The 23724-nt window shown below is 58.7% G+C and carries 19 protein-coding genes; 16 read left to right on the top strand and 3 right to left on the bottom strand.

Annotated features, from left to right (window positions below; translation table 11 throughout):
* Positions 1-37 precede the first annotated feature (37 nt).
* The 8 genes from dnaE to ispD all read left to right on the top strand — a co-directional run bounded on the left by dnaE (position 38) and on the right by ispD (position 11542).
* Complete coding sequence (gene dnaE, locus AFK24_RS19660) at positions 38-3559, top strand: DNA polymerase III subunit alpha (RefSeq protein WP_065834815.1); 3522 nt, start codon at positions 38-40, stop codon at positions 3557-3559.
* Positions 3560-3668: 109 nt separating this feature from the next.
* Positions 3669-4616, top strand: coding sequence for an acetyl-CoA carboxylase carboxyltransferase subunit alpha (locus tag AFK24_RS19665; protein ID WP_020289467.1), 948 nt, complete (start codon positions 3669-3671; stop codon positions 4614-4616).
* Between the two features lie 200 nt (positions 4617-4816).
* Positions 4817-6151, top strand: coding sequence for a tRNA lysidine(34) synthetase TilS (tilS, locus tag AFK24_RS19670; RefSeq protein WP_065834816.1), 1335 nt, complete (start codon positions 4817-4819; stop codon positions 6149-6151).
* Positions 6152-6416: 265 nt separating this feature from the next.
* Complete coding sequence (locus AFK24_RS19675) at positions 6417-8048, top strand: CTP synthase (protein WP_065834817.1); 1632 nt, start codon at positions 6417-6419, stop codon at positions 8046-8048.
* A 17-nt stretch (positions 8049-8065) separates the two neighbouring features.
* Positions 8066-8911 (top strand): 3-deoxy-8-phosphooctulonate synthase, encoded by an 846-nt coding sequence (gene kdsA, locus AFK24_RS19680; RefSeq protein WP_065834818.1) that lies wholly within the window; start codon positions 8066-8068, stop codon positions 8909-8911.
* Between the two features lie 168 nt (positions 8912-9079).
* Positions 9080-10366, top strand: coding sequence for a phosphopyruvate hydratase (eno, locus tag AFK24_RS19685; protein WP_065834819.1), 1287 nt, complete (start codon positions 9080-9082; stop codon positions 10364-10366).
* A gap of 190 nt (positions 10367-10556) precedes the next feature.
* The gene (gene ftsB, locus AFK24_RS19690; RefSeq protein WP_020289462.1) at positions 10557-10835 is read left to right on the top strand and encodes a cell division protein FtsB; all 279 of its coding nucleotides are present in this window, start codon (positions 10557-10559) and stop codon (positions 10833-10835) included.
* On the top strand, positions 10832-11542 hold the full coding sequence (gene ispD, locus AFK24_RS19695; protein ID WP_065834820.1) for a 2-C-methyl-D-erythritol 4-phosphate cytidylyltransferase: 711 nt from the start codon (positions 10832-10834) through the stop codon (positions 11540-11542). The genes ftsB and ispD overlap by 4 nt, the downstream gene beginning before the upstream one ends.
* 116 nt (positions 11543-11658) lie before the next feature.
* On the opposite strand, the gene AFK24_RS19700 is transcribed toward ispD, so the two are convergent.
* Positions 11659-12555, bottom strand: coding sequence for a LysR substrate-binding domain-containing protein (locus AFK24_RS19700; protein ID WP_065834821.1), 897 nt, complete (start codon positions 12553-12555; stop codon positions 11659-11661).
* 104 nt (positions 12556-12659) lie between these two features.
* Here AFK24_RS19700 and AFK24_RS19705 point away from each other — a divergent pair, with 104 nt between their 5' ends.
* The 8 genes from AFK24_RS19705 to rpoS all read left to right on the top strand — a co-directional run bounded on the left by AFK24_RS19705 (position 12660) and on the right by rpoS (position 19890).
* Positions 12660-13772 (top strand): S-(hydroxymethyl)glutathione dehydrogenase/class III alcohol dehydrogenase, encoded by a 1113-nt coding sequence (locus tag AFK24_RS19705; RefSeq protein WP_065834822.1) that lies wholly within the window; start codon positions 12660-12662, stop codon positions 13770-13772.
* 93 nt (positions 13773-13865) lie between these two features.
* On the top strand, positions 13866-14711 hold the full coding sequence (gene fghA / locus AFK24_RS19710) for an S-formylglutathione hydrolase (protein ID WP_065834823.1): 846 nt from the start codon (positions 13866-13868) through the stop codon (positions 14709-14711).
* Positions 14712-14765: 54 nt separating this feature from the next.
* Entirely contained in the window at positions 14766-15239 is a 474-nt protein-coding gene (ispF, locus tag AFK24_RS19715) for a 2-C-methyl-D-erythritol 2,4-cyclodiphosphate synthase (protein ID WP_065834824.1), read from the top strand.
* Entirely contained in the window at positions 15236-16294 is a 1059-nt protein-coding gene (gene truD, locus AFK24_RS19720) for a tRNA pseudouridine(13) synthase TruD (protein ID WP_065834825.1), read from the top strand. The genes ispF and truD overlap by 4 nt, the downstream gene beginning before the upstream one ends.
* Positions 16282-17031, top strand: coding sequence for a 5'/3'-nucleotidase SurE (gene surE, locus AFK24_RS19725; protein WP_065834826.1), 750 nt, complete (start codon positions 16282-16284; stop codon positions 17029-17031). Before truD ends, surE begins: the two co-directional genes overlap by 13 nt.
* Before the next feature lie 41 nt (positions 17032-17072).
* Positions 17073-17708: a protein-L-isoaspartate(D-aspartate) O-methyltransferase gene (locus AFK24_RS19730; protein WP_170826365.1), complete on the top strand. Its 636-nt coding sequence runs from the start codon at positions 17073-17075 to the stop codon at positions 17706-17708.
* A 196-nt stretch (positions 17709-17904) separates the two neighbouring features.
* The gene (locus AFK24_RS19735; RefSeq protein WP_065834827.1) at positions 17905-18774 is read left to right on the top strand and encodes a peptidoglycan DD-metalloendopeptidase family protein; all 870 of its coding nucleotides are present in this window, start codon (positions 17905-17907) and stop codon (positions 18772-18774) included.
* A gap of 102 nt (positions 18775-18876) precedes the next feature.
* Positions 18877-19890 carry an RNA polymerase sigma factor RpoS gene (gene rpoS / locus AFK24_RS19740; RefSeq protein WP_065834828.1) on the top strand — a complete coding sequence of 338 codons (1014 nt, stop codon included), beginning with the start codon at positions 18877-18879 and terminating at the stop codon, positions 19888-19890.
* A 574-nt stretch (positions 19891-20464) separates the two neighbouring features.
* Here rpoS and fdxA read toward each other — a convergent pair.
* On the bottom strand, positions 20465-20788 hold the full coding sequence (gene fdxA / locus AFK24_RS19745) for a ferredoxin FdxA (RefSeq protein ID WP_065834829.1): 324 nt from the start codon (positions 20786-20788) through the stop codon (positions 20465-20467).
* 247 nt (positions 20789-21035) lie between these two features.
* Positions 21036-23603: a DNA mismatch repair protein MutS gene (gene mutS, locus AFK24_RS19750; RefSeq protein ID WP_170826369.1), complete on the bottom strand. Its 2568-nt coding sequence runs from the start codon at positions 23601-23603 to the stop codon at positions 21036-21038.
* Positions 23604-23724: the final 121 nt, after the last annotated feature.

The following is a 23724-nucleotide window of genomic DNA, read 5'->3' on the forward strand; positions in this document are numbered from 1 at the left end:
GGGCCTTCGTTTTTTGTTCTAGCGCTATAGGATCACCATGCCGGCTTCTTTCGTTCATCTACGCCTGCACACCGAATATTCGCTGGTCGACGGCCTGGTCCGGGTCAAGCCACTGGTCAAGACCCTGGCTGCCATGAACATGCCCGCCGTGGCGGTGACCGACCAGAACAACATGTGTTCGTTGGTCAAATTTTATAAAGCCTCCATGGGCGCGGGGATCAAGCCCATTTGCGGCGCGGACCTGTGGCTGTCGAACAAGGACGAAGACGCAGCGCTGAGTCGCATCAGCCTGCTGGCCATGAACGCCAAGGGTTATCGCAACCTGACCGAACTCATTTCCCGGGGATTCATCGAGGGCCAGCGTAACGGCCAGGTGATCATCGAGCGCGAATGGGTTGCCCAGGCCAGCGAAGGCCTGATTGCGCTGTCTGCCGCCAAAGAAGGCGAGATCGGCATGGCCTTGCTCGGCAACAATCCCGACGAAGCCGACAAATTGCTCAGCGAATGGATGGCGGTGTTTCCTGACCGTTTCTATGTCGAGGTGCAGCGCACCAACCGTCCCAACGATGAAGAACATTTACACGCTGCCGTGGCCCTGGCCGATCGGCATGGCGCGCCGCTGGTTGCGACCAACGACGTGCGCTTCATCAAGCAGGAAGATTTCGAAGCCCACGAAACCCGTGTGTGCATCGGCGAAGGACGCGCCCTGGACGACCCGCGCCGCTCGCACAATTACAGTGATCAGCAGTACCTGAAAAGCGCCGAGGAAATGGCCGAGCTGTTCAGTGACTTGCCCGAGGCGCTGGAAAACACGGTGGAAATCGCCAAGCGCTGCAACATCGAGGTCAAGCTGGGCACGCACTTCCTGCCCAACTTCCCGATCCCCGATGGCATGACCATCGATGAATACTTCCGCAAAGTGTCGTTCGACGGTCTGGAAGATCGGCTTTCGGTATTGCTGCCCAAGGACACTACCGAAGATTACGACGCCAAGCGTCAGGTGTATGTCGACCGGCTGAATTTCGAGCTGGATATCATCATCCAGATGGGTTTCCCCGGTTACTTCCTGATCGTGATGGACTTCATCCAGTGGGCCAAGAGCAATGGCGTTCCGGTCGGCCCCGGCCGTGGATCGGGTGCTGGCTCACTGGTGGCGTACGTTCAGAAGATTACCGACCTCGATCCGCTGGAATATGACCTGCTGTTCGAACGCTTCCTGAACCCGGAACGGGTCTCCATGCCCGACTTCGACGTCGACTTCTGCATGGATGGCCGCGACCGCGTGATTGATTACGTGGCCGAGAAATACGGGCGCAATGCGGTAAGCCAGATCATCACCTTCGGTTCCATGGCCGCCAAGGCTGTGGTCCGCGATGTTGCGCGAGTGCAGGGCAAGTCTTACGGCCTGGCGGATCGCCTGTCGAAGATGATTCCGTTCGAAGTCGGCATGACCCTGGAAAAGGCTTACGAGCAGGAAGAAATCCTCCGCGATTTCCTCAAGGTCGATGAAGAAGCGGCTGAAATCTGGGAGATGGCGCGAAAGCTGGAAGGCATCGTGCGTAACGTCGGCAAGCACGCTGGCGGCGTGGTCATCGCGCCGACCAAACTGACTGACTTCTCGCCGATCTATTGCGATGAAGTCGGCGACGGTCTGGTCACCCAGTTCGACAAGGACGACGTCGAGGCTGCCGGGCTGGTGAAGTTCGACTTCCTGGGGCTGCGGACCCTGACCATCATTGACTGGGCGCTGAAGACGATCAATCGCGACCGCGCCAAGGTCGATGAGCCGCCGCTGGATATCGCTTTCATCCCGCTGGACGACGCGCCGACTTACCAGCTGCTGCAAAAGGCTGAAACCACGGCAGTGTTCCAGCTTGAATCCCGAGGCATGAAGGAGCTGATCAAAAAGCTCAAGCCCGACTGCCTGGAAGACTTGATCGCACTGGTGGCCTTGTTCCGTCCGGGCCCGCTGCAATCAGGCATGGTTGACGACTTCATCAACCGTAAGCACGGCCGCGCCGAGCTGTCGTACCCTCACGTCGATTATCAGTACGAAGGCCTCAAGCCGGTACTCGCGCCAACCTACGGCATCATCCTGTATCAGGAACAGGTGATGCAGATTGCCCAGGTCATGGCCGGTTACACCTTGGGCGGTGCGGACATGCTGCGCCGGGCCATGGGCAAGAAAAAGCCCGAAGAAATGGCCAAGCAGCGCGGCGGTTTCATTGAAGGCTGTACCAACAACAATATCGACCCGGACCTGGCCGGTAACATTTTCGACCTGGTGGAAAAATTCGCCGGTTACGGCTTCAACAAGTCTCACTCGGCCGCCTATGGCCTGGTCTCGTACCAGACTGCCTGGCTGAAGACTCACTACCCGGCGCCGTTCATGGCGGCGGTACTTTCTGCGGATATGCACAACACCGACAAGGTCGTGACCTTGATCGAGGAAGTGCGGACCATGAAGCTGCGCCTCGATGCGCCGGACGTGAACACCTCGGAGTTCAAGTTCACGGTCAGTGACGACGGCCGGATTCTGTATGGCCTTGGCGCGATCAAAGGCGTTGGCGAGAGCCCGGTTGAAGCCATCACCGAAGCGCGTCAGGAAGGGCCGTTCACCGACCTGTTCGATTTCTGCGCCCGCGTCGATCTCAAACGGGTCAACAAGCGCACGCTGGACGGTTTGATCCGCAGCGGCGCGCTGGATCGCTTGGGGCCATATTTCGAAAGCGAACCCAAAGCCTACCAAGCCAACATCGACCGCAATCGCGCGGTATTGCTCGCGGCGCTGGCCGAAGCCATTCAGGCCGCCGAGCAAACCGCGCGCAGCCATGACAGCGGTCACGCGGACCTGTTCGGCGGTTTGTTCGTCGAAGAAGACACCGACGTCTATGCTAACCACCGCAAGACCAAGGAAGGCACGCTCAAGGATCGGCTGCGCGGCGAAAAAGAAACCCTGGGGCTGTACCTGACCGGTCACCCCATCGACGAATATGAAGGCGAAATTCGCCGTTTTGCCCGGCAACGGATCATCGATCTCAAGCCGGCGCGGGATACTCAAACTGTCGCGGGCCTGATCATCGCGTTGCGGGTCATGAAGAACAAAAAGGGCGACAAGATGGGTTTCATCACCCTGGACGACCGTTCCGGGCGTATCGAAGCCTCGTTGTTTGCCGAAGCGTTTCACTCGGCGCAATCGCTGTTGCAGACCGACGCAATGGTGGTAGTCGAGGGCGAAGTCAGCAATGACGACTTCTCCGGCGGCCTGCGTCTGCGCGCCAAGCGTGTGATGAGTATCGAAGATGCCCGCACCAACCTTGCCGAAAGCCTGCGCCTGACCGTGCATGCCGAGGCGCTCAAGGGCGACCGGCTGCGCTGGCTTGGCGATTTGTGCAAAAAACATCGCGGCGCTTGCCCGATCACCCTGGATTACACCGGCCTGGATGCCAAGGCGTTGTTGCAGTTTGGCGAAGCGTGGCGAATCGATCCCGCAGACAGCTTGATTCAAGCGCTGCGTGACCAGTTCGGGCGTGAGAACGTCTTCCTGCAGTATCGCTGAACTCAGCCCTGAATTTTTAATCTCGACCTGAATGCGCCAGTTCCCGTAAGGTATGGCGCTCACGGATCAACCGGCCGGCCTCTTGGCCGTCGACCCAAGACGGATGCCTATGAACCCGAATTTTCTTGATTTCGAACAGCCGATCGCTGACCTGCAAGCCAAGATCGAAGAATTGCGCTTGGTGGGTAATGACAACTCGCTGAATATCGGCGACGAAATCTCGCGTCTGCAGGAAAAGAGCAACACGCTGACCGAAAGCATTTTCGGCAATCTGACCAGCTGGCAGATCGCACGTATGGCGCGTCATCCGCGTCGTCCGTACACCCTGGACTACATTCAGCACATCTTCACCGAGTTCGACGAACTGCACGGCGACCGTCACTTCTCCGACGACGCCGCGATTGTCGGTGGCGTCGCGCGTCTGGAAGGTCAGCCAGTGATGGTCATCGGCCACCAGAAGGGTCGTGAAGTCCGCGAAAAGGTTCGCCGCAACTTCGGCATGCCGCGTCCCGAAGGCTACCGCAAGGCCTGCCGTCTGATGGAAATGGCCGAGCGCTTCAAGATGCCGATCCTGACCTTCATCGACACGCCGGGTGCTTACCCTGGCATCGACGCTGAAGAGCGCAACCAGAGCGAAGCGATTGCCTGGAACCTGCGGGTCATGGCGCGTCTGAAAACGCCGATCATCGCCACCGTTATCGGCGAAGGCGGTTCCGGCGGCGCATTGGCCATTGGCGTCTGCGACCAGCTGAACATGCTGCAGTATTCGACCTACGCGGTCATTTCCCCAGAAGGTTGCGCCTCGATCCTGTGGAAAACCGCCGACAAGGCGCCGGACGCTGCCGAAGCCATGGGCATCACCGCTGATCGCCTCAAGGGGCTGGGCATCGTTGATAAAGTCATCGGCGAACCACTGGGCGGCGCCCATCGCGATCCTGCCGGTGCAGCCGAGTCGATTCGTCAGGAACTGAGCGATCAGTTGCAGATGCTCAAAAAATTCGATAACGACGCGCTGCTGGCCCGTCGTTATGAGCGTTTGATGAGTTACGGTCTGTAATCTGGATACCCTGTGGGAGCTGATTCGTTCGCGAGCCTTCGCGGATAAATCCGCTCCTACAGGGGCGCGCGGTGTCTCTGTAGGAGCGAATTTATTCGCGAGACGGTATTTCAGGCGCCACAGAAGCAGCGCCTGAATCGCCTCCTCCAGGATGAAGTGGAACGCCACCCCGGCCGGTCCCACGGTTGAAATTTGTTGCAATGACTACACACAAACACCCCCACGATCTCCCCGCCAGGCTTGCCCAAGCCTTGGCCCCTTGGCGCCACGCGCCCGCTTGGCATGTCGGTTTCTCCGGCGGCCTGGATTCCACGGTTTTGCTGCACGTGCTGGCTGATCTTGCCCGCCGCGAAACGCTGCCACCCATCAACGCCATCCATGTCCACCACGGTCTTCAGGCTGCTGCCGATGCCTGGCCTGCGCATTGTCAGCAGGTGTGCGCTGCGCTGGGCGTGTCGTTGCAGGTGATTGCCGTGCAGGTCAAGGCAGAAGCCAGCCTGGAACAGGCAGCGCGGGATGCCCGATATGCGGCATTCACCGCGACGTTGAAACCGGGCGAGGTGCTGCTGACGGCGCAACATCAGGACGATCAGGCTGAAACCCTGCTGTTCCGTTTGCTGCGGGGCGCGGGGTTGCGCGGGCTGGCGGCGATGCCCGTCAGCCGTGCGCTGGGCGAGGGGAGCCTGTTGCGGCCGTTGCTGGGGATCTCGCGAGCGGATCTTGAAGCTTATGCCCGAGAGCACGAGCTGGACTGGATCGACGATCCAAGCAACGACGACGTGCATTTCTCCCGCAACTACCTGCGCAATCAGGTAATGCCAGCGTTGACCTCACGCTGGCCGCAAGCGGCGGCAAACCTGGCGCGGACCGCCGCACATCTGGATGAAGCGCAGCAGTTGCTGAACGAACTGGCGGAGCAGGATCTTGTGGCCGCGCGTTCTGACAGCCTGTTGCCGTGGGTCGCCATCCCGTCGCTGGGCCTGGCGCCGTTGGTCGATTTGTCGGCAGCGCGACAACGTAATGCGCTGCGCCATTGGCTCGCGCCCTTGACGCGCTTGCCGGACAGCGACCACTGGCGCGGCTGGGAAGACTTGCGTGATGCCGGGCAGGATGCGCGGCCGGTCTGGCGTCTGGCCGACGGCGAATTGCATCGTGCCGAAGGCCGTATCTGGTGGCTTTCCGGTGACTTCCTGCAACCACTCAAGGCGGTTTCGGCGTGGGGCAATCTTGCCCGGCCGTTGCGCCTACCCGGCAATGGCCAGCTGCGCATTGATGGAAATATTCCGGCGGGATCGTTCGAGGTGCGTTATCGCCAGGGCGGGGAAATCCTGCATTTGCCGGGTCGCGGTCATCGGGATCTCAAGCGTTTGCTCAATGAGCGCGGTATTCCGCTGTTTGTCCGCGGCCGATTGCCGCTGCTGTACCGCAACGGGCAGTTGTTGGCGGTTGCCAACCTGCCGGAACTCAACGCCGATGCCCATGGCGACTGGCGTTTGCAATGGCAGGCGCCGACGAATGACCAAAGTTTGAGCTGAAAGGCCATTTCCGGTAGACTACGCTCCCTTCTTGATACAGCTTCTGTGGATTGTTTTTTAATCGACGGCAGCTGCCGGTTACCAACCCGTTTTTGCTGAGTAATTCTTAAATGTGGCGCGCAATCGACAGGCTGTTACAGCCGGTCCGTTTCAACGCAGCAGTTCGGGAGTGCACCGTGAATTCTTTCGGTAATCGGGGGCTTCGGCCTTCCTTCGCTATCCCCGGCGGCTCTGACCGCTTTAACGCAGACTTCTAGGGTTTTTCATGACGCGCTACATCTTCGTCACGGGCGGTGTTGTTTCTTCATTGGGGAAAGGCATTGCCTCGGCTTCATTGGCGGCCATCCTGGAGGCGCGGGGACTTAAGGTCACCATGCTCAAGCTTGACCCCTATATCAACGTGGACCCGGGCACCATGAGCCCGTTCCAGCACGGTGAAGTGTTCGTCACCCACGACGGCGCCGAAACCGACCTGGACCTGGGCCACTATGAGCGGTTCATCCGCACCACTATGACCCAGAACAACAACTTCACCACTGGCCGTGTGTACGAACACGTCCTGCGCAAAGAGCGCCGTGGTGATTATCTGGGCGCGACCATTCAGGTCATTCCGCACATCACCGACGAAATCAAACGCCGGATCATCAAAGGCGCTGGCGATGCCGACGTTGCGATGGTCGAAATTGGCGGGACCGTGGGTGACATCGAGTCGCAACCGTTTCTGGAAGCCATTCGTCAATTGCGTTTCGAAGTCGGCGCCAAGCGCGCGATGCTGATGCACTTGACGCTGGTGCCGTACATCGCCACTGCCGGCGAAACCAAAACCAAGCCAACCCAGCACTCGGTGAAGGAACTGCGTTCCATCGGCTTGCAACCGGACGTGCTGGTCTGCCGCTCCGATCACCCGATCGACATTTCCTCGCGGCGCAAGATTGCGCAGTTCACCAACGTTGAAGAGCGTGCGGTGATTGCTTTGGAAGACGCCGACACCATCTACAAGATCCCCGGCATCCTGCATTCCCAGGGCCTGGATGATTTTGTTGTCGAGCGTTTCGGTCTGCAGTGCGGCGGCGCCGATCTGTCCGAGTGGGAAAAAGTGGTCGACGCCAAGCTCAACCCTGAGCATGAAGTCACCATCGCCATGGTCGGCAAGTACATGGAACTGCTCGACGCCTACAAGTCGCTGATCGAAGCGATGAGTCACGCTGGCATCTCCAATCGCACCAAGGTCAATCTGCGCTACATCGACTCCGAAGACATCGAGAATCAGGGCACTGCTCTGCTCGAAGGTGTCGACGCGATTCTGGTGCCTGGCGGTTTTGGCCTGCGTGGCGTGGAAGGCAAGATTACCGCTGTGCAGTTTGCTCGTGAAAACAAGGTGCCGTACCTGGGCATCTGCCTGGGCATGCAAGTGGCGGTCATCGAGTTCGCGCGTAATGTACTGGGCTGGAAAGACGCGAACTCCACCGAGTTTGATCGCAACAGCACGCACTCCGTGGTGGGTTTGATCACCGAATGGGAAGACGCGACCGGTGCAGTCGAAACGCGTACCGAGACCTCCGATCTGGGCGGCACCATGCGTCTGGGTGCTCAGGATTGCCAGCTTGAGACAGGTTCTCTGGTTCATGACTGCTATGCCAAGGATGTCATCGTCGAGCGTCATCGTCATCGCTACGAAGTGAACAACAAGTTGCTGCCACAATTGATGGAAGCGGGCCTGAAGGTTTCGGGTCGTTCCGGTGATGGCGCATTGGTTGAAGTGGTCGAAGCACCGGATCATCCGTGGTTCGTGGCTTGCCAGTTCCACCCTGAGTTCACCTCGACACCTCGCGACGGTCATCCGCTCTTCACTGGCTTCGTCAAGGCGGCGCTGGTTCAACATCAGAAAAATGCTTGATTCGGGAAACCCAGAACATGGCTCAGAAAACAATCCGCGTAGGTTCGATCGAGATCGCCAACGACAAACCTATGGTCTTGTTCGGTGGCATGAATGTGCTCGAATCCCGGGACATGGCCATGCAGGTCTGCGAAGAATACGTAAAGGTTACTGAGAAACTCGGCATCCCTTACGTGTTCAAGGCCAGCTTCGACAAGGCCAACCGTTCGTCCATGCACTCTTACCGTGGCCCCGGCCTGGAAGAGGGTATGCGGATTTTTGAAGAGATCAAGAAGACCTTCAATGTCCCGCTGATCACTGATGTTCACGAGCCTGAGCAGGCCGCAATCGTCGCTGAAGTCTGCGACATCATCCAACTGCCGGCATTTCTGTCGCGGCAGACGGATCTGGTCGTGGCCATGGCCCGCACCGGCGCGGTCATCAACATCAAGAAAGCCCAGTTCCTCGCGCCGCAGGAAATGAAGCACATCCTGAACAAGTGCGAAGAAGCGGGTAACGATCAGTTGATCCTCTGCGAGCGCGGTTCCAGCTTCGGCTACAACAACCTCGTGGTGGACATGCTCGGCTTCGGCATCATGAAGCAGTTCGACTACCCGGTTTTCTTCGACGTGACCCATTCCCTGCAAATGCCGGGCGGTCGCGCCGACTCTGCCGGTGGTCGTCGTGCCCAGGTATTGGAACTGGCCAAGGCCGGCATCAGTCAAAGCCTCGCCGGGCTGTTCCTCGAAGCGCATCCGGACCCGGATAACGCCAAATGCGATGGCCCTTGTGCCTTGCGTCTGGACAAGCTGGAGCCGTTCCTGGCTCAGCTCAAGGCTCTGGATGAACTGGTGAAGAGCTTTCCACTCGTAGAAACCGCTTAAATCGCGCTTCTCCGGGCAGACACCCTCCGGTAAAGTGCCGCTTGATCGTTTTCCCCCGATGGTTTCATCGGGGTTATCGCCCTGAGGCCTGCCCTGCAATCAAAGCCTCAGCGCGCTGAATGTTTTCCAGCTGCGTCGTTCTCGTCCAATCTTGGAGTGTTTACAACAATGGCAAAAATCGTCGACATCAAAGGTCGTGAAGTTCTCGACTCCCGTGGCAATCCCACCGTGGAAGCAGATGTGCTCCTCGACAACGGCATCATCGGTAGCGCTTGCGCACCGTCCGGTGCTTCAACCGGCTCGCGCGAGGCGCTTGAGCTGCGTGATGGCGACAAGAGTCGTTACCTGGGCAAGGGCGTACTCAAGGCCGTAGCCAACATCAATGGCCCGATCCGTGACCTGTTGCTGGGCAAGGATCCTGTTGATCAGCAAGCCCTGGACCGCGCCATGATTGCTCTGGACGGTACTGAAAACAAAGCCAGCCTGGGCGCCAACGCGATCCTCGCTGTTTCCCTGGCCGCTGCCAAAGCTGCTGCCCAGGATCAGGATCTGCCGCTGTACGCGCACATTGCCAACCTCAACGGCACGCCGGGTGTCTACTCGATGCCGGTGCCGATGATGAACATCATCAACGGTGGCGAGCACGCTGATAACAACATCGATATCCAAGAATTCATGATTCAGCCGGTCGGCGCCAAGACCTTCGCTGAAGGCCTGCGTTGGGGCACCGAGATTTTCCATCACCTCAAGGCTGTACTCAAAGCCCGTGGCTTGAACACTGCTGTCGGTGATGAAGGTGGTTTCGCCCCTGACCTGGCTTCCAACGAAGACGCGCTGAGCGCCATCGCCGAAGCCGTCGCCAATGCCGGTTACACCCTGGGCACCGACGTGACCCTGGCGCTGGACTGCGCGGCCAGCGAGTTCTACGAGAACGGCAAATACACCTTGGGCGAAGAGGGCGTGTACGATTCCGCTGCGTTCGCTGATTACCTGGCGGACCTGGTCAGCAAGCACCCGATCATTTCCATTGAAGATGGTCTGGACGAGTCCGACTGGGCTGGCTGGAAAATCCTGACCGACAAGATCGGCGAGAAGGTGCAACTGGTGGGCGACGACCTGTTCGTGACCAACACCAAGATCCTCAAGGAAGGCATCGATAAAAAGATCGCCAACTCGATCCTGATCAAGTTCAACCAGATCGGCACCCTGACCGAAACCCTGGAAGCCATCCAGATGGCCCAGGCTGCCGGTTACACTGCAGTCATCTCGCACCGCTCCGGCGAAACCGAAGACTCCACTATTGCCGACCTGGCCGTGGGCACTTCTGCGGGCCAGATCAAGACCGGTTCGCTGAGCCGTTCCGACCGTATCGCCAAGTACAACCAACTGCTGCGTATCGAAGAGCAATTGGGTGCCAAGGCCCCGTATCGTGGTCGCGCCGAGTTTCGCGGCTGACTCTGAGATGGTAAAAAGACAGCCGGTGTTGTAAGAGCATTCCGCTTTGCCGGATGATCGTGCAGCACCGATGCGGACATTCCCGAGTTCTGTGGGGATGATTGAGCCTGGCGATGCCAGGCTCAATGCCCTCAGTCGCTTATTTCCGTTGTTGGCTCTGCTGTCTTTTTTTACTGGGTCCTGATATTCAATGCGCAGTCCTAACTGGTTGTTCCTCGTCTTGCTCCTGATGCTCGCGGGCCTGCAATATCGCCTGTGGGTTGGCACCGGGAGCCTGGCGCAAGTAGCCAGCCTCACTCAACAAATCGCCGATCAGCATGCTGAAAATGAAGGCTTGCTGGAGCGCAATCGCGTGATGGATGCGGAAGTGCTGGAGCTGAAAAAAGGTATGGAGACTGTCGAAGAGCGTGCCCGCCACGAACTCGGTATGGTCAAGGACGGCGAAACGCTTTATCAGTTGGCACAATGAATGACTCCCTTCCTGCCTTCTGGGCAGTAATTCCTGCTGCGGGCGTTGGTGCTCGTATGGCAGCGGACCGTCCCAAGCAATACCTGCAACTGGGCGGCCTCACAATTCTTGAACACAGCCTGCTTTGTTTCCTCGATCACCCCCGGCTCAAGGGTCTGGTGATCAGCCTGGCTGTGGATGATCCTTACTGGCCGACATTGCCCTGTGCGCTGGACTCGCGAATCGAGCGGGTCGACGGCGGCACTGAGCGCGCGGACTCAGTACTCAACGCCTTGCTGCATCTACATGCCCACGGCGCAGGTGATGACGATTGGGTGTTGGTCCACGACGCGGCGCGGCCAAACCTGGCGCGTTCGGATCTGGACAACCTGCTGCGCGAGTTGGCCGATGATCCGGTTGGCGGCCTGTTGGCAGTGCCAGCGCGCGACACCCTCAAACGCGCCGACAGCAACGGCCGCGTGACCGAAACCGTGGATCGCAGTTTCATCTGGCAAGCCTATACGCCGCAGATGTTCCGCCTCGGCGCACTGCACCGGGCACTGGCCGACGGCCTGGTCTCGAACGTGAACATCACCGACGAAGCGTCGGCGATCGAATGGGCAGGGCAGTCGCCAAGACTCATCGAAGGCCGCGCCGACAACATCAAGGTCACTCGCCCCGAGGATCTGGAGTGGCTGCGCCAGCGGCGCACTGAATTCAAACGCTAAACCTGTTGGAGCGAGCGGGCGGTGTTCCGACTTGCCCGCGAACCAATCGCCTCGGTGAGCCAGACCCACCGCGTTATCGTTCTTCGCGGGCAAGCCTCGCTCCAACGAATAGCATTTCACTCCCGATACTCATCCCGCAGCGCCAATCCCTCTTTGAGGAAGTCCACCAGCTTGCGCACTTTCGGCGAGAGGTGGCGTTGTTGCGGGTATAGCGCCCAGACGGCGGTATTGGGCGGTTGATGGGTTTCGAGCAGGGAAATCAGCGCGCCGCTGTGCAGATGCTCGAGCACGTAATAATCCGGCAGCTGACACAAGCCGACGCCATGCAACGCAGCATCCAGCACCGCTTGGCCACTGTTGCAGCGCCAGTTGCCCTGCACCCGTTGCGAAAACTCCCGTCCATTTTGCTGCAGCAGCCACGTGTCGCTGCTGCCAATCAGGCAATTGTGTCGACTCAATTCCGACAAGCTATGCGGACGACCATAGCGTTCAAGGTAGGACGGTGATGCGCACAGATACATGCGGCGCGGCGCCAGGCGTGTGGCGACCAGACGGGAATCCTGCAGCCGCCCCAGCCGAATCGCCAGGTCCAGGCCTTCATGAACCATGTCCAGCGTGCGATTGCTCAGTTCGATATCGACCCGCAGTTGCGGATACAGATCGATAAAGCGGGTAACCAACGGCGTGATGAAGCGCTCGCCGTAAGCCACCGCGCAAGTCATGCGCAACAAGCCCTTGGGTTCGCTGGTGAGGTCGCCGACCGCGCGCAACGCTTCTTCGCGGCCATCCTGCAGACGCTGACAGTGATGCAAAAATGTTTGTCCGGCCTCGGTCAGCGCTACTCGCCGGGTGCTTCGATACAGTAAACGGGTTTGCAGGCGTTCTTCCAGGCGGACGATCTGGCGGCTGATGTGCGATGAAGAGACCCCAAGGCGTTCTGCGGCAGCAGTGAATTGCCCGCATTCAGCCACGGCGACGAACTCATCCAGACCTTCCCAGCGATTGGCGTACATCGATTATCCCTGTACAGCAATAATGTTTTGCTTTCGCCTGGATTATTAACCAATCGGCACTGCTATACACTCGACGGCTTGTTTTATCTCGCTGGAGAAGATTGATGATCAAGTCACGCGCTGCTGTTGCCTTTGCCCCTAACGAACCGCTGCAAATTGTTGAAGTCGACGTCGAAGCGCCAAAGGCCGGTGAAGTGTTGATTCGCACCGTTGCCTCCGGCGTTTGCCATACCGACGCCTACACCTTGTCCGGCGCCGATTCCGAAGGGGTATTCCCCTGCATCCTGGGTCATGAGGGCGGCGGAATTGTCGAGGCGATTGGTGAGGGCGTTACTTCCCTGGCAGTGGGCGACCACGTGATTCCGCTTTACACCGCTGAATGCCGTGAGTGCAAATTCTGTCTGTCCGGCAAGACCAACCTGTGCCAGAAGGTGCGCGCCACCCAAGGCAAGGGCCTGATGCCTGATGGCACCACCCGGTTCAGCTACAACGGCCAGCCGGTCTATCACTACATGGGCTGTTCGACGTTCTCCGAGTACACCGTGGTGCCGGAAATTTCTCTGGCGAAGATTCCCAAAGAAGCCCCTCTGGAAAAAGTCTGTCTGTTGGGCTGTGGTGTGACCACCGGCATCGGTGCCGTGCTTAATACCGCCAAAGTGGAAGAGGGTGCCACTGTCGCCATCTTCGGTCTGGGTGGTATCGGTCTGGCGGCGATCATCGGCGCGAAAATGGCCAAGGCCTCGCGCATTATCGCGATCGACATCAACCCGTCGAAATTCGACGTGGCTCGTGAGCTGGGTGCCACCGACTTTATCAATCCAAAAGATCACGAAAAGCCAATCCAGGACGTGATCGTTGAACTGACCGATGGCGGCGTGGATTACAGCTTCGAATGCATCGGTAACGTGAACCTGATGCGTGCCGCGCTGGAGTGCTGCCACAAGGGCTGGGGCGAATCGGTGATCATTGGTGTGGCCCCGTCGGGTCAGGAAATCTCCACCCGTCCATTCCAGTTGGTGACCGGTCGCGTCTGGCGCGGTTCGGCATTCGGTGGTGTGCGTGGCCGTACCGAGCTGCCGAGCTATGTCGAAAAGGCTCAAACAGGCGAGATCCCGCTGGATACCTTCATCACCCACACCATGGGCCTGGAAGATATCAACAAGGCGTTCGACTTGATGCACGAAGGCAAAAGCATTCGCACTGTCATTCATTTCTAAGTAGCAGCGGTAAGCTTCAAGCCTCAAGCTGCAAGAGGGTTCTGCGCCCTCTTGCAGCTTAGCTTGAGGCTTGAAAGCTGGGAGTCCACGACCATGAACCTGGAAAACCTTTCCTGCCAGAAAAGCTTCGGCGGCTGGCATAAACGCTATAAACACCATTCCCAAGTGCTTGGCTGCGACATGGTCTTCGCCGTTTACCTGCCGCCTCAGGCCGAACAGGGCAGCAAACTGCCGGTGGTGTATTGGTTGTCAGGCCTGACCTGTACCGATGAGAATTTCATGCACAAGGCTGGCGCGCTGCGCATTGCCGCCGAGCTGGGCCTGATCATCGTTGCGCCGGACACCAGCCCGCGTGGCGCGGACGTTCCGGGTGATCCGGACGGAGCCTGGGATTTCGGCCTCGGCGCCGGTTTCTATCTGAACGCCACGCAGCAGCCCTGGGCGCGGCATTATCAGATGCATGATTACGTGGTCAACGAATTGCCCGCGCTGGTCGAAGCGCATTTCCCGGCTTCGCAGGCGCGGGGTATCAGCGGGCACTCCATGGGCGGCCACGGTGCGCTGGTGTGCGCCCTGCGTAATCCGGGTCGCTACAAGTCGGTCTCGGCGTTTTCGCCGATCAGCAATCCGATGGATTGCCCGTGGGGGCAGAAGGCGTTTTCCCGTTATCTGGGCGAAGAGCGTGCCCGCTGGCGCGAATGGGATGCCAGCGTGCTGATCGCCGAGGCGTCGGAGCAGTTGCCGATGCTTGTGGATCAGGGCGACCGTGATGATTTTCTGGCCAATCAACTCAAGCCCGAAGCGCTGGTGCAGGCTGCGAAAGCCGCCGGTCATCCGTTGACTCTGCGCATGCAGCCGGGTTACGACCACAGCTATTTCTTCATCGCCAGCTTCATCGAAGACCACCTGCGCCATCATGGCGACGCCTTAAACAGCTAACCTTCGCCAAAGTAGGTAGAATCACGCCCTGACTTTTTTCAGGGCGTTTTTTTTATGCGTATTGGCCATGGCTATGATGTGCACCGTTTCGCTGAAGGCGATTTCATTACCTTGGGCGGGGTGCGGATTGCGCACGGTTTCGGGCTGCTGGCCCATTCCGATGGCGATGTGCTGTTGCATGCCCTGAGCGATGCCTTGCTGGGCGCGGCTGCGCTCGGTGACATCGGCAAGCATTTCCCGGACACCGACCCACAGTTCAAGGGCGCCGATAGCCGAGTCTTGTTGCGCCATGTGCTGTCGTTGGTCCAGAGCAAGGGCTGGAAGGTCGGCAATGTCGACGCCACTATCGTTGCCCAGGCGCCGAAAATGGCCCCGCATATCGATTCGATGCGCGCGCTGATCGCCGCGGATCTTCAGGTTGAGTTGGATCAAGTGAATGTAAAGGCTACTACCACCGAAAAACTCGGCTTCACGGGTCGGGAAGAGGGCATCGCGGTTCACGCGGTTGCCCTGTTGTTGTCCGCATGACGGAACTGGAACTGCTGGGCCCGCGCGCGTATGGCGAGTCGCTGGGCAGCGCCGTGCTCAAGGCAACGGCGGAAGACTTTCAGGTCGATGAAGTGCTGGACATCCCGCTTTCCGGCGACGGCGAACACCTCTGGCTGTGGGTTGAGAAGCGCGGCCTCAATACCGAAGAAGCCGCTCGTCGACTGGCCAAGGCCGCTGGCGTGCCGCTCAGAACCGTGAGCTACGCGGGTCTCAAAGACCGCCAGGCCCTGACGCGGCAGTGGTTCAGCATCCAGTTGCCAGGTAAGGCCGATCCTGATCTGGCGGCGGCACAAGACGACACGCTGAAGATCCTCAAAACCACCCGCCACAAGCGCAAGTTGCAGCGCGGCGCGCATGCGGCGAACGGTTTTACCCTGCGTCTGACGCAACTGAATGGCGACAAGGACGCGCTACAGCAGCGTCTTGAGCAGATAGCCAAGGCCGGGATCCCCAATTATTTCGGCAGCCAGCGCTTCGGTTATCAAGGCGGCAACCTGGGTGAAGCCCGTGATTACGCCGGGCGCCAGGCGTTGCCCGAACAGCGCGCCGTTCGTTCGCGTCTGCTCTCCACGGCACGCAGTTATCTGTTCAATCAGGTGTTGGCCGCGCGGGTGGCCGATGGCAGCTGGCAACGGGCTCAGGTCGGCGACCTGCTGGCCTTTACCGACAGCCGCAGTTTTTTCCCGGCCGGCATCGACGAGTGCAGCGACCCGCGTCTGGCGATTCTCGATCTGCATCCGACTGGCCCGCAATGGGGCGAAGGTCCTTCGCCAGCGTCGGGCGCAACTGCTACGCTGGAGAACGACATCGCCAATCGCGAAGCGGCATTGCGCGATTGGTTGATTCGAGCCGGAATGGAACACGAACGGCGTATCCTGCGACTGCCCATTGGCGGGTTGACGTGGCATTATCCCGAGCCTGACATTCTGCAACTGGAATTCGTCCTCCCGGCTGGATGCTTCGCCACTGTATTGGTGCGCGAACTCGTCGATCTGGTACCGGTAGGGCAGACGGACAGCTCATGCGTATTCTGATTTCAAACGATGATGGGGTAACTGCGCCCGGTCTCGCGGCGCTGTATGCGGCGCTGACCGATTACAGCGAATGCGTGGTTATCGCTCCCGATCAAGACAAAAGCGGCGCCAGCAGCTCGCTGACGCTCGACCGTCCTTTGCATCCCCACACCCTGGCGAACGGCTTTATCAGCGTCAACGGCACGCCGACCGATTGCGTTCACTTGGGGCTTAACGGCCTGCTGGATACCCCGCCCGACATGGTGGTGTCCGGAATCAATCTGGGCGCCAACCTCGGCGATGATGTCCTGTACTCCGGTACGGTGGCGGCTGCGCTGGAGGGGCGGTTTCTGCAACGGCCGTCGTTTGCTTTTTCGTTCCTCTCCCGGCAGCCGGAAAACCTGGCCACGGCGGCGCATTACGCGCGCCTGCTGGTCGAGTCCCACGAGCAACTGGACCTGCCACCGCGCACGGTCCTGAACGTGAATATCCCCAATCTGCCGCTGGCGCATGTCCGTGGCATCCAGCTCACGCGCCTGGGCCATCGCGCCCGTGCGGCGGCACCAATCAAGGTGGTTGATCCACGCGGTCGTTCGGGATACTGGATTGCAGCCGCCGGTGATGCCGAAGATGGCGGTGCGGGAACTGATTTTCATGCGGTGATGCAAGGGTATGTATCGATTACCCCGTTGCAGCTCGATCGTACCTATCAGGACGGGTTCAGCAGCCTGAACAAATGGCTGGAGGGCCTTCTCTGATGTCGCGCGAACAAGATGATCTGTTACGTCGTGGAATCGGGATGACTTCCCAGCGTACCCGCGAGCGGCTGATTCAACGTCTGTATGACGAAGGTCTGTCCAACGTGCAGGTGCTGGACGTGATCCGCAAGACACCACGGCATATGTTTGTCGATGAGGCTCTGGCCCATCGCGCCTATGAAGACACGGCATTGCCGATCGGTCACAACCAGACCATTTCCCAGCCGTACATGGTGGCGCGCATGAGCGAGCTGCTGCTCGCTGCGGGTCCGCTGGACAAGGTTATGGAAATCGGCACCGGATCGGGCTACCAGACCGCCGTACTGGCGCAGCTGGTTGAGCGGGTGTTCTCGGTCGAACGGATCAAGGTGCTGCAGGACCGTGCCAAAGAGCGGCTGGTCGAACTGAACCTGCGCAATGTGGTGTTTCGCTGGGGGGATGGCTGGGAAGGCTGGCCGGCACTCGCGCCCTATAACGGCATCATCGTCACGGCAGTGGCGACGGACGTGCCCCAGGCGCTGCTTGACCAACTGGCTCCGGGCGGGCGGCTGGTAATTCCAGTAGGTTCAGGCGAAGTCCAGCAGTTGATGCTGATCATTCGTGAAGAAAACGGTTTTTCCCGGCATGTTCTGGGGGCGGTGCGCTTCGTTCCGCTGCTCAATGGGCCGTTGGCCTGAGAACCTTTGGCCCGGCCACTGAATTCTGATCATCGCCGTTGGTCTATCACCTGTCGCAGCCGCGCGGTCCGAGTGCAGTGTCCGGCGAGCTCGCGCGATGTGCGCCAAGGGCTTCAAAAAGTTTAAGCAGTAGCTGCCGCCGTTATTACGGCACAATAGGCAGCTTAAATTCAGTCACCAGTAAAGGGAGTGGCGGGTGAGTCGCACAGTCATTCGGCAGCGTATGTTTTCAAAAAGTTTTCAGCGACTGGTGACTGGCATCGTTCTCAGTGTCCTTTTGGTCGGCTGCTCCAGTACGCCATCCGGCGGCGTTCGGGTTGTGGATCGGAACAATAACGCCGCGCCCCAGCGCCCTACGGTGACCACCGGGCAGTACGTGGTGCGGCGCGGTGACACGCTGTTTTCCATTGCCTTCCGTTATGGCTGGGACTACAAGGCGCTGGCCGCCCGCAACCAGATCCCGGAGCCCTACACCATCCGGCCGGGTCAGACGATTCGCTTCGACGGGCGCTCTGGCTCCAGCTCCTCAGCGGTCGCGACAGCAGGCCGGCCGGGCGTTGCGCCGAGCACTTCCTCCACGTCTACCAGCAGTTCCGGTTCGATCAAAACCACGGTAATTTCCAAGCCAATCTCGGTTGTGCCGGTGGTTATTCCCCCCTCTGGAGATGTGAGAACAGGCCCTGCCGGACCTTCTCCGACAGGCTGGACGTGGCCCTCCAGTGGTATTTTGATCGGGAAATTCTCTTCAAACGGTAGTTTGAATAAAGGAATTGATATCGCTGGTGATTTGGGACAGCCTGTTTTGGCTGCGTCTGATGGTTCAGTTGTTTACGCCGGGAGTGGATTGCGGGGCTACGGCGAATTGATAATCATCAAACACAGCGATACCTACGTAAGCGCCTACGGTCACAACCGCAGGTTGATGGTTCGGGAGGGGCAGCAGGTCAAGGCAGGGCAGACAATTGCCGAAATGGGGTCAACGGGAACCGACCGAGTGAAACTGCATTTTGAGATTCGCCGCCAGGGAAAACCTGTAGATCCACTGCAATTCTTGCCACGTCGTTGATTGCTTCCAGCCTGTTCCTGACGTAGAGGGACAGGCTCAAGCGTTGCCATGGAAATAGGCGTCGCTAGAGCTTGAGGTCGAACTCACCAAAGGACTATAACAATGGCTCTCAGCAAAGAAGCGCCGGAGTTTGACATCGACGACGAGGTTCTCCTTATGGAAGCCGGTGTCGTCCTGGAATCCGAATCGGACGAAAAGCAGCACAAAGCTGCAAAAGCTTCGGTTCGAGCCAAGGCCAGAAACTCCACATCGCTCAAGCAACACAAATACATTGATTACACCCGGGCGCTAGATGCGACCCAGCTGTACCTCAATGAAATCGGATTCTCTCCCCTGTTGTCCCCCGAAGAAGAAGTCCATTTTGCACGTCTGTCGCAAAGTGGTGATCCGGCGGGACGCAAACGCATGATCGAAAGCAACCTGCGACTGGTGGTGAAAATCGCCAGGCGTTATGTCAATCGTGGGCTGTCATTGCTCGACCTGATCGAGGAAGGCAACCTGGGCTTGATCCGGGCAGTCGAAAAATTCGATCCAGAGCGAGGCTTTCGCTTTTCTACCTACGCCACTTGGTGGATTCGTCAGACCATCGAGCGCGCCATCATGAATCAGACCCGGACCATCCGGTTGCCGATTCATGTGGTCAAAGAATTGAATGTCTACCTGCGGGCGGCTCGCGAGCTGACCCAGAAACTCGACCACGAGCCCTCTCCTGAGGAAATCGCGAACCTGCTCGAGAAGCCGGTGGGCGAGGTCAAGCGCATGCTGGGCCTCAATGAGCGTGTTTCCTCGGTGGACGTGTCACTCGGGCCGGACTCTGACAAGACCCTGCTTGATACCCTGACCGATGATCGTCCGACAGATCCTTGTGAGCTGTTGCAGGATGACGATCTCTCCCAGAGCATCGATCAGTGGCTTTCCGAACTTACCGATAAACAACGTGAAGTCGTCATCCGCCGGTTTGGCCTGCGCGGTCATGAGAGCAGTACTCTGGAAGACGTCGGGCTGGAGATCGGTCTTACGCGCGAGCGTGTCCGCCAGATTCAGGTTGAAGGCCTGAAGCGTCTGCGGGAGATTCTTGAGAAAAATGGTTTATCCAGTGAGTCATTGTTTCAATAAAGCAACACTTTGCTTAGCTCGCTAATTAAACGCTGTTATTTTTGCTAAACAAAACACCCCCTTGTGGGGTGTTTTTTTCTGTCATTTTTTTTAATTGTAAATACGTATAAATATCTGCTGGTTTTTGATTCTCATTATCTAAACCGTACACCCTTGAATGTGCTGCTTTTGCGTACTTTCCCTGTAAGCCTTTACGTACGCGATGTGTAAGTTATTGTTGTTGGATAAAGCAATAGATGCCCCTTTATCTGGAGTGATTTATCGTAATTGATTGAAATTGAAGGGTTTTATTTTTGAAAAGTGCAAGGGGTGGAATTTTTTGAAAGGTTTTCGAGGGTTGTCCTGCACGAAAAAAGCACTAATATCAGAACTGTGCCAACGGACAGGCACAGACAGTCAAGGAAGACAGTCAAAGGACATCGCAGGATGCGATTCATCAGGATGATGATTAATGGATTGCAAGGAATAGTACAAAGGGGGGCGGTTCATACCGCCCCTTTTTTTCGTCTGTCCGAAAGTGCGCGGGCTGATAACAAAAAAGGCCCCGTCAGGGCCTTTTTGATACTTCAGTGGATCAGCGTTCCAGGTCTGCGATCTTGTCTGGTTTGCCATCCCACTCTGCAGCATCGGGCATGCCGTCTTTCTTCTCGGTGATGTTGGGCCAGATATCCGCCAGCTCAGCGTTCAGCTCGATGAAGTTTTCCATGCCGGCCGGAACCTCGTCTTCAGAGAAGATGGCGTTGGCAGGGCATTCTGGCTCGCAGAGTGCGCAATCGATGCACTCATCCGGGTGAATCACCAGGAAATTCGGGCCTTCGTAGAAGCAGTCCACCGGACACACTTCTACGCAGTCGGTGTACTTGCACTTGATGCAGTTGTCGGTGACGACGAAGGTCATTTCTAATTCTCTCCTCAGGCGGCGGTAGCAGAGCCCTTCCAGACAGGGTTGCCAGGTTCGGGAAGTATCCCGGCCTTTGTGAAAACAATGCATTGGCCGAACGACTCACAGGCAGGCTGGCTGCATGCGCTTCGTTCAACTTCAGGTCGCTACGTTTCCACGCGGCTCGGCTAATCTGCTCAAGCCAGGCTAAAAGCGGGCAGCATCCCAAACCGCGCGGGATTCTACCAGCTTGTAACCGTTCACGTCAGATGCGTGTTTGCAGGGTATACAACAACTCTAGTGCCTGACGCGGCGTGAGATCGTCGATTTTGACCTTGGAAAGCTCATCCAATACCGGGTGCGGGAGACTGGCGAACAGATCGCTTTGCATCGGTGCAGCGGATTTCCCCGGTTTGGCGTGGGGTTGTTCGTGGGGCAGGCTGGTCGTCTCCAGGCGTTGCAAATGTTCCTTGGCGCGCACGATGACTTTCGCTGGAACCCCCGCCAGCTGGGCCACGGCCAAGCCGTAGCTCTGACTGGCCGGCCCTGGCAGTACCCGATGCAGGAAGACAATCCTCTCGTTATGCTCGGTGGCATTGAGGTGTACGTTGGCCACCAGCGGTTCGCTTTCCGGCAGCACTGTCAGCTCGAAATAGTGCGTGGCGAACAAGGTGTAGGCGCGCAATTGGGCGAGGCATTCTGCCGCAGCCCAGGCCAGGGACAAACCGTCGAATGTGCTCGTGCCACGACCGACTTCGTCCATCAGCACCAGGCTGCGGTCGGTAGCGTTGTGCAAGATGTTGGCGGTTTCGCTCATTTCCACCATAAAGGTCGAGCGCCCGCCGGCGAGGTCATCGCTGGAGCCAATCCGGGTGAAAATCCTGTCCACCAGGGACAGCTCGCAACTGGCCGCAGGCACGAAGCTGCCGATGTGGGCCAGCAGCACGATCAATGCCGTCTGCCGCATGTAGGTGGATTTACCACCCATGTTCGGTCCGGTAATCACCAGCATGCGCGTGCTGTCGTCCAGCGCCAGGTCATTGGCTACGAAGGGTGTGGACAAGACTTGCTCGACGACGGGATGGCGACCCTGGTCGATGCGCATGCAGGGCTCTTCGACGAACTGTGGGCAGTTCAGGTCGAGGTTCAGTGCGCGTTCGGCCAGGTTGCTCAAGACATCCAGCTCGGCCAGCGCCGCTGCGGTGTCCTGAAGCGGCGCGAGATGGCCGATCAGATCTTCCAGCAACGCTTCGTAAAGCATTTTTTCCCGCGCCAGCGCACGGCTTTTTGCCGACAGCGCCTTGTCTTCGAATTCCTTGAGTTCTGGCGTGATGAAGCGCTCGGCGCCCTTGAGGGTCTGGCGTCGAATGTAATCAGCGGGCGCCTGTTCCGCCTGCTTGCTCGGCAACTCGATGAAATAACCATGAATCCGGTTGTAGCCGACTTTCAGGTTGGCCAGCCCCGTGCGTGCTTTCTCCCGGGCTTCCAGATCAATCAGGAACTGCCCGGCGTTTTCACTCAGCGACTGCAATTCATCCAGTTCTGAGTCATAGCCGGTCTTCAAGACGCCGCCGTCACGAATGACCGCTGGCGGGTTGTCGATGACCGCCCGCTGCAGCAGTTGCGCCAGCTCCGGGTAAGTGCCAGCGGTTTGCGCGAGCTGTTGCAGGTGCGGCGCTTCCAGATCAGTCATCGCCACTTGCAATTCAGGCAGGGCGCTCAGCGCATCGCGCAGGCGCGCCAGATCGCGTGGCCGGGCGTTGCGCAAGCCGATACGGGCGAGAATCCGCTCGATATCGCCAATTTCCTTGAGTTGCGGCTGCAGGTTCTCGAAGCGGTAGCGCTCCAGCAGACAGGTGATCGAGCTTTGCCGCGCCTGAAGAACCTTCAGGTCACGCAGCGGCCGGTTCAGCCAGCGGGTCAGCAAACGCGTGCCCATGGCGGTCTGGCAGCGATCCATGACCGATTGCAGGGTGTTTTCACGACCGCCGGCAAGATTGGTGTCCAGCTCAAGATTGCGCCGACTGGCACCGTCGAGCACCACGGTATCGTCCAGCCGTTCATGGCGCAGGCTGCGCAGGTGCGGCAATGCCGTGCGCTGGGTTTCCTTGGCGTAGCCCAGCAGGCAGCCGGCAGCACCGATGGCCAGCGTCAGGTTCTCGCAACCAAAGCCCTTCAGATCCTGAGTGGAGAACTGCTGGCAAAGGCTTTTGAGCGCCGAATCGCGTTCGAAATCCCAGGGCGCGCGACGTCGCGAGCCGCGACGTTTTTCCGCAGGTAACCCTTGAGGCCAATCGTCAGGGATCAACAGCTCCACCGGATTGATCCGCTCAAGCTCGGCCAGCAGGTTTTCCCAGCCTTTGATTTCCAGCACGCTGAAATTGCCACTGGTGATGTCCAGCACGGCCAGACCGAACAAACGCTCATCGCCCAGTACCGCAGCGATCAGGTTGTCGCGACGTTCATCCAGCAGCGCTTCGTCACTGACCGTGCCCGGCGTGATAATGCGCACTACTTGCCTGTCGACCGGTCCTTTGCTGGTTGCCGGGTCGCCGATCTGTTCGCAGATCACCACCGACTCGCCCAACTTCACCAGCTTGGCCAGATAACCTTCGGCGGCGTGGTAGGGGATCCCGCACATGGGGATGCCCTGGCCAGCAGATTGCCCGCGGGCGGTGAGGGTAATATCCAGCAACTTGGACGCTTTCTTGGCGTCCTCGTAGAAGATTTCGTAGAAGTCGCCCATGCGATAGAACATCAGCTGGTCGGGATGCTGATTCTTCAGCCTCCAGTATTGCTGCATCATGGGGGTGTGCGCGGACAGGTCGGAAATTGCTTTATTCATCAGATAGTTAGGCAAGTTCGTTAGAAAAGGTGAGGCAAATCAAAGGGCATGACCTGCACCCCCGTCGGGGGTGGCATGAGGCCGGTCAGTCCGGGTATTTGCGATGGGC

Origin of the sequence: Pseudomonas syringae (assembly GCF_001698815.1) — a bacterium.
Taxonomy (GTDB): domain Bacteria; phylum Pseudomonadota; class Gammaproteobacteria; order Pseudomonadales; family Pseudomonadaceae; genus Aquipseudomonas; species Aquipseudomonas syringae_A.

Bases quoted from the DNA above. Each gene is read 5' to 3' on its own strand.
- ispF (WP_065834824.1), top strand. From the start codon at position 14,766: ATGCGTATTGGCCATGGCTATGATGTGCACCGTTTCGCTGAAGGCGAT.
- ispD (WP_065834820.1), top strand. From the start codon at position 10,832: ATGAATGACTCCCTTCCTGCCTTCTGGGCAGTAATTCCTGCTGCGGGC.
- tilS (WP_065834816.1), top strand. From the start codon at position 4,817: ATGACTACACACAAACACCCCCACGATCTCCCCGCCAGGCTTGCCCAA.
- AFK24_RS19705 (WP_065834822.1), top strand. From the start codon at position 12,660: ATGATCAAGTCACGCGCTGCTGTTGCCTTTGCCCCTAACGAACCGCTG.
- AFK24_RS19675 (WP_065834817.1), top strand. From the start codon at position 6,417: ATGACGCGCTACATCTTCGTCACGGGCGGTGTTGTTTCTTCATTGGGG.
- AFK24_RS19665 (WP_020289467.1), top strand. From the start codon at position 3,669: ATGAACCCGAATTTTCTTGATTTCGAACAGCCGATCGCTGACCTGCAA.
- dnaE (WP_065834815.1), top strand. From the start codon at position 38: ATGCCGGCTTCTTTCGTTCATCTACGCCTGCACACCGAATATTCGCTG.
- fdxA (WP_065834829.1), bottom strand. From the start codon at position 20,788: ATGACCTTCGTCGTCACCGACAACTGCATCAAGTGCAAGTACACCGAC.
- kdsA (WP_065834818.1), top strand. From the start codon at position 8,066: ATGGCTCAGAAAACAATCCGCGTAGGTTCGATCGAGATCGCCAACGAC.
- AFK24_RS19700 (WP_065834821.1), bottom strand. From the start codon at position 12,555: ATGTACGCCAATCGCTGGGAAGGTCTGGATGAGTTCGTCGCCGTGGCT.
- surE (WP_065834826.1), top strand. From the start codon at position 16,282: ATGCGTATTCTGATTTCAAACGATGATGGGGTAACTGCGCCCGGTCTC.
- eno (WP_065834819.1), top strand. From the start codon at position 9,080: ATGGCAAAAATCGTCGACATCAAAGGTCGTGAAGTTCTCGACTCCCGT.
- AFK24_RS19730 (WP_170826365.1), top strand. From the start codon at position 17,073: ATGACTTCCCAGCGTACCCGCGAGCGGCTGATTCAACGTCTGTATGAC.
- ftsB (WP_020289462.1), top strand. From the start codon at position 10,557: ATGCGCAGTCCTAACTGGTTGTTCCTCGTCTTGCTCCTGATGCTCGCG.
- rpoS (WP_065834828.1), top strand. From the start codon at position 18,877: ATGGCTCTCAGCAAAGAAGCGCCGGAGTTTGACATCGACGACGAGGTT.
- fghA (WP_065834823.1), top strand. From the start codon at position 13,866: ATGAACCTGGAAAACCTTTCCTGCCAGAAAAGCTTCGGCGGCTGGCAT.
- truD (WP_065834825.1), top strand. From the start codon at position 15,236: ATGACGGAACTGGAACTGCTGGGCCCGCGCGCGTATGGCGAGTCGCTG.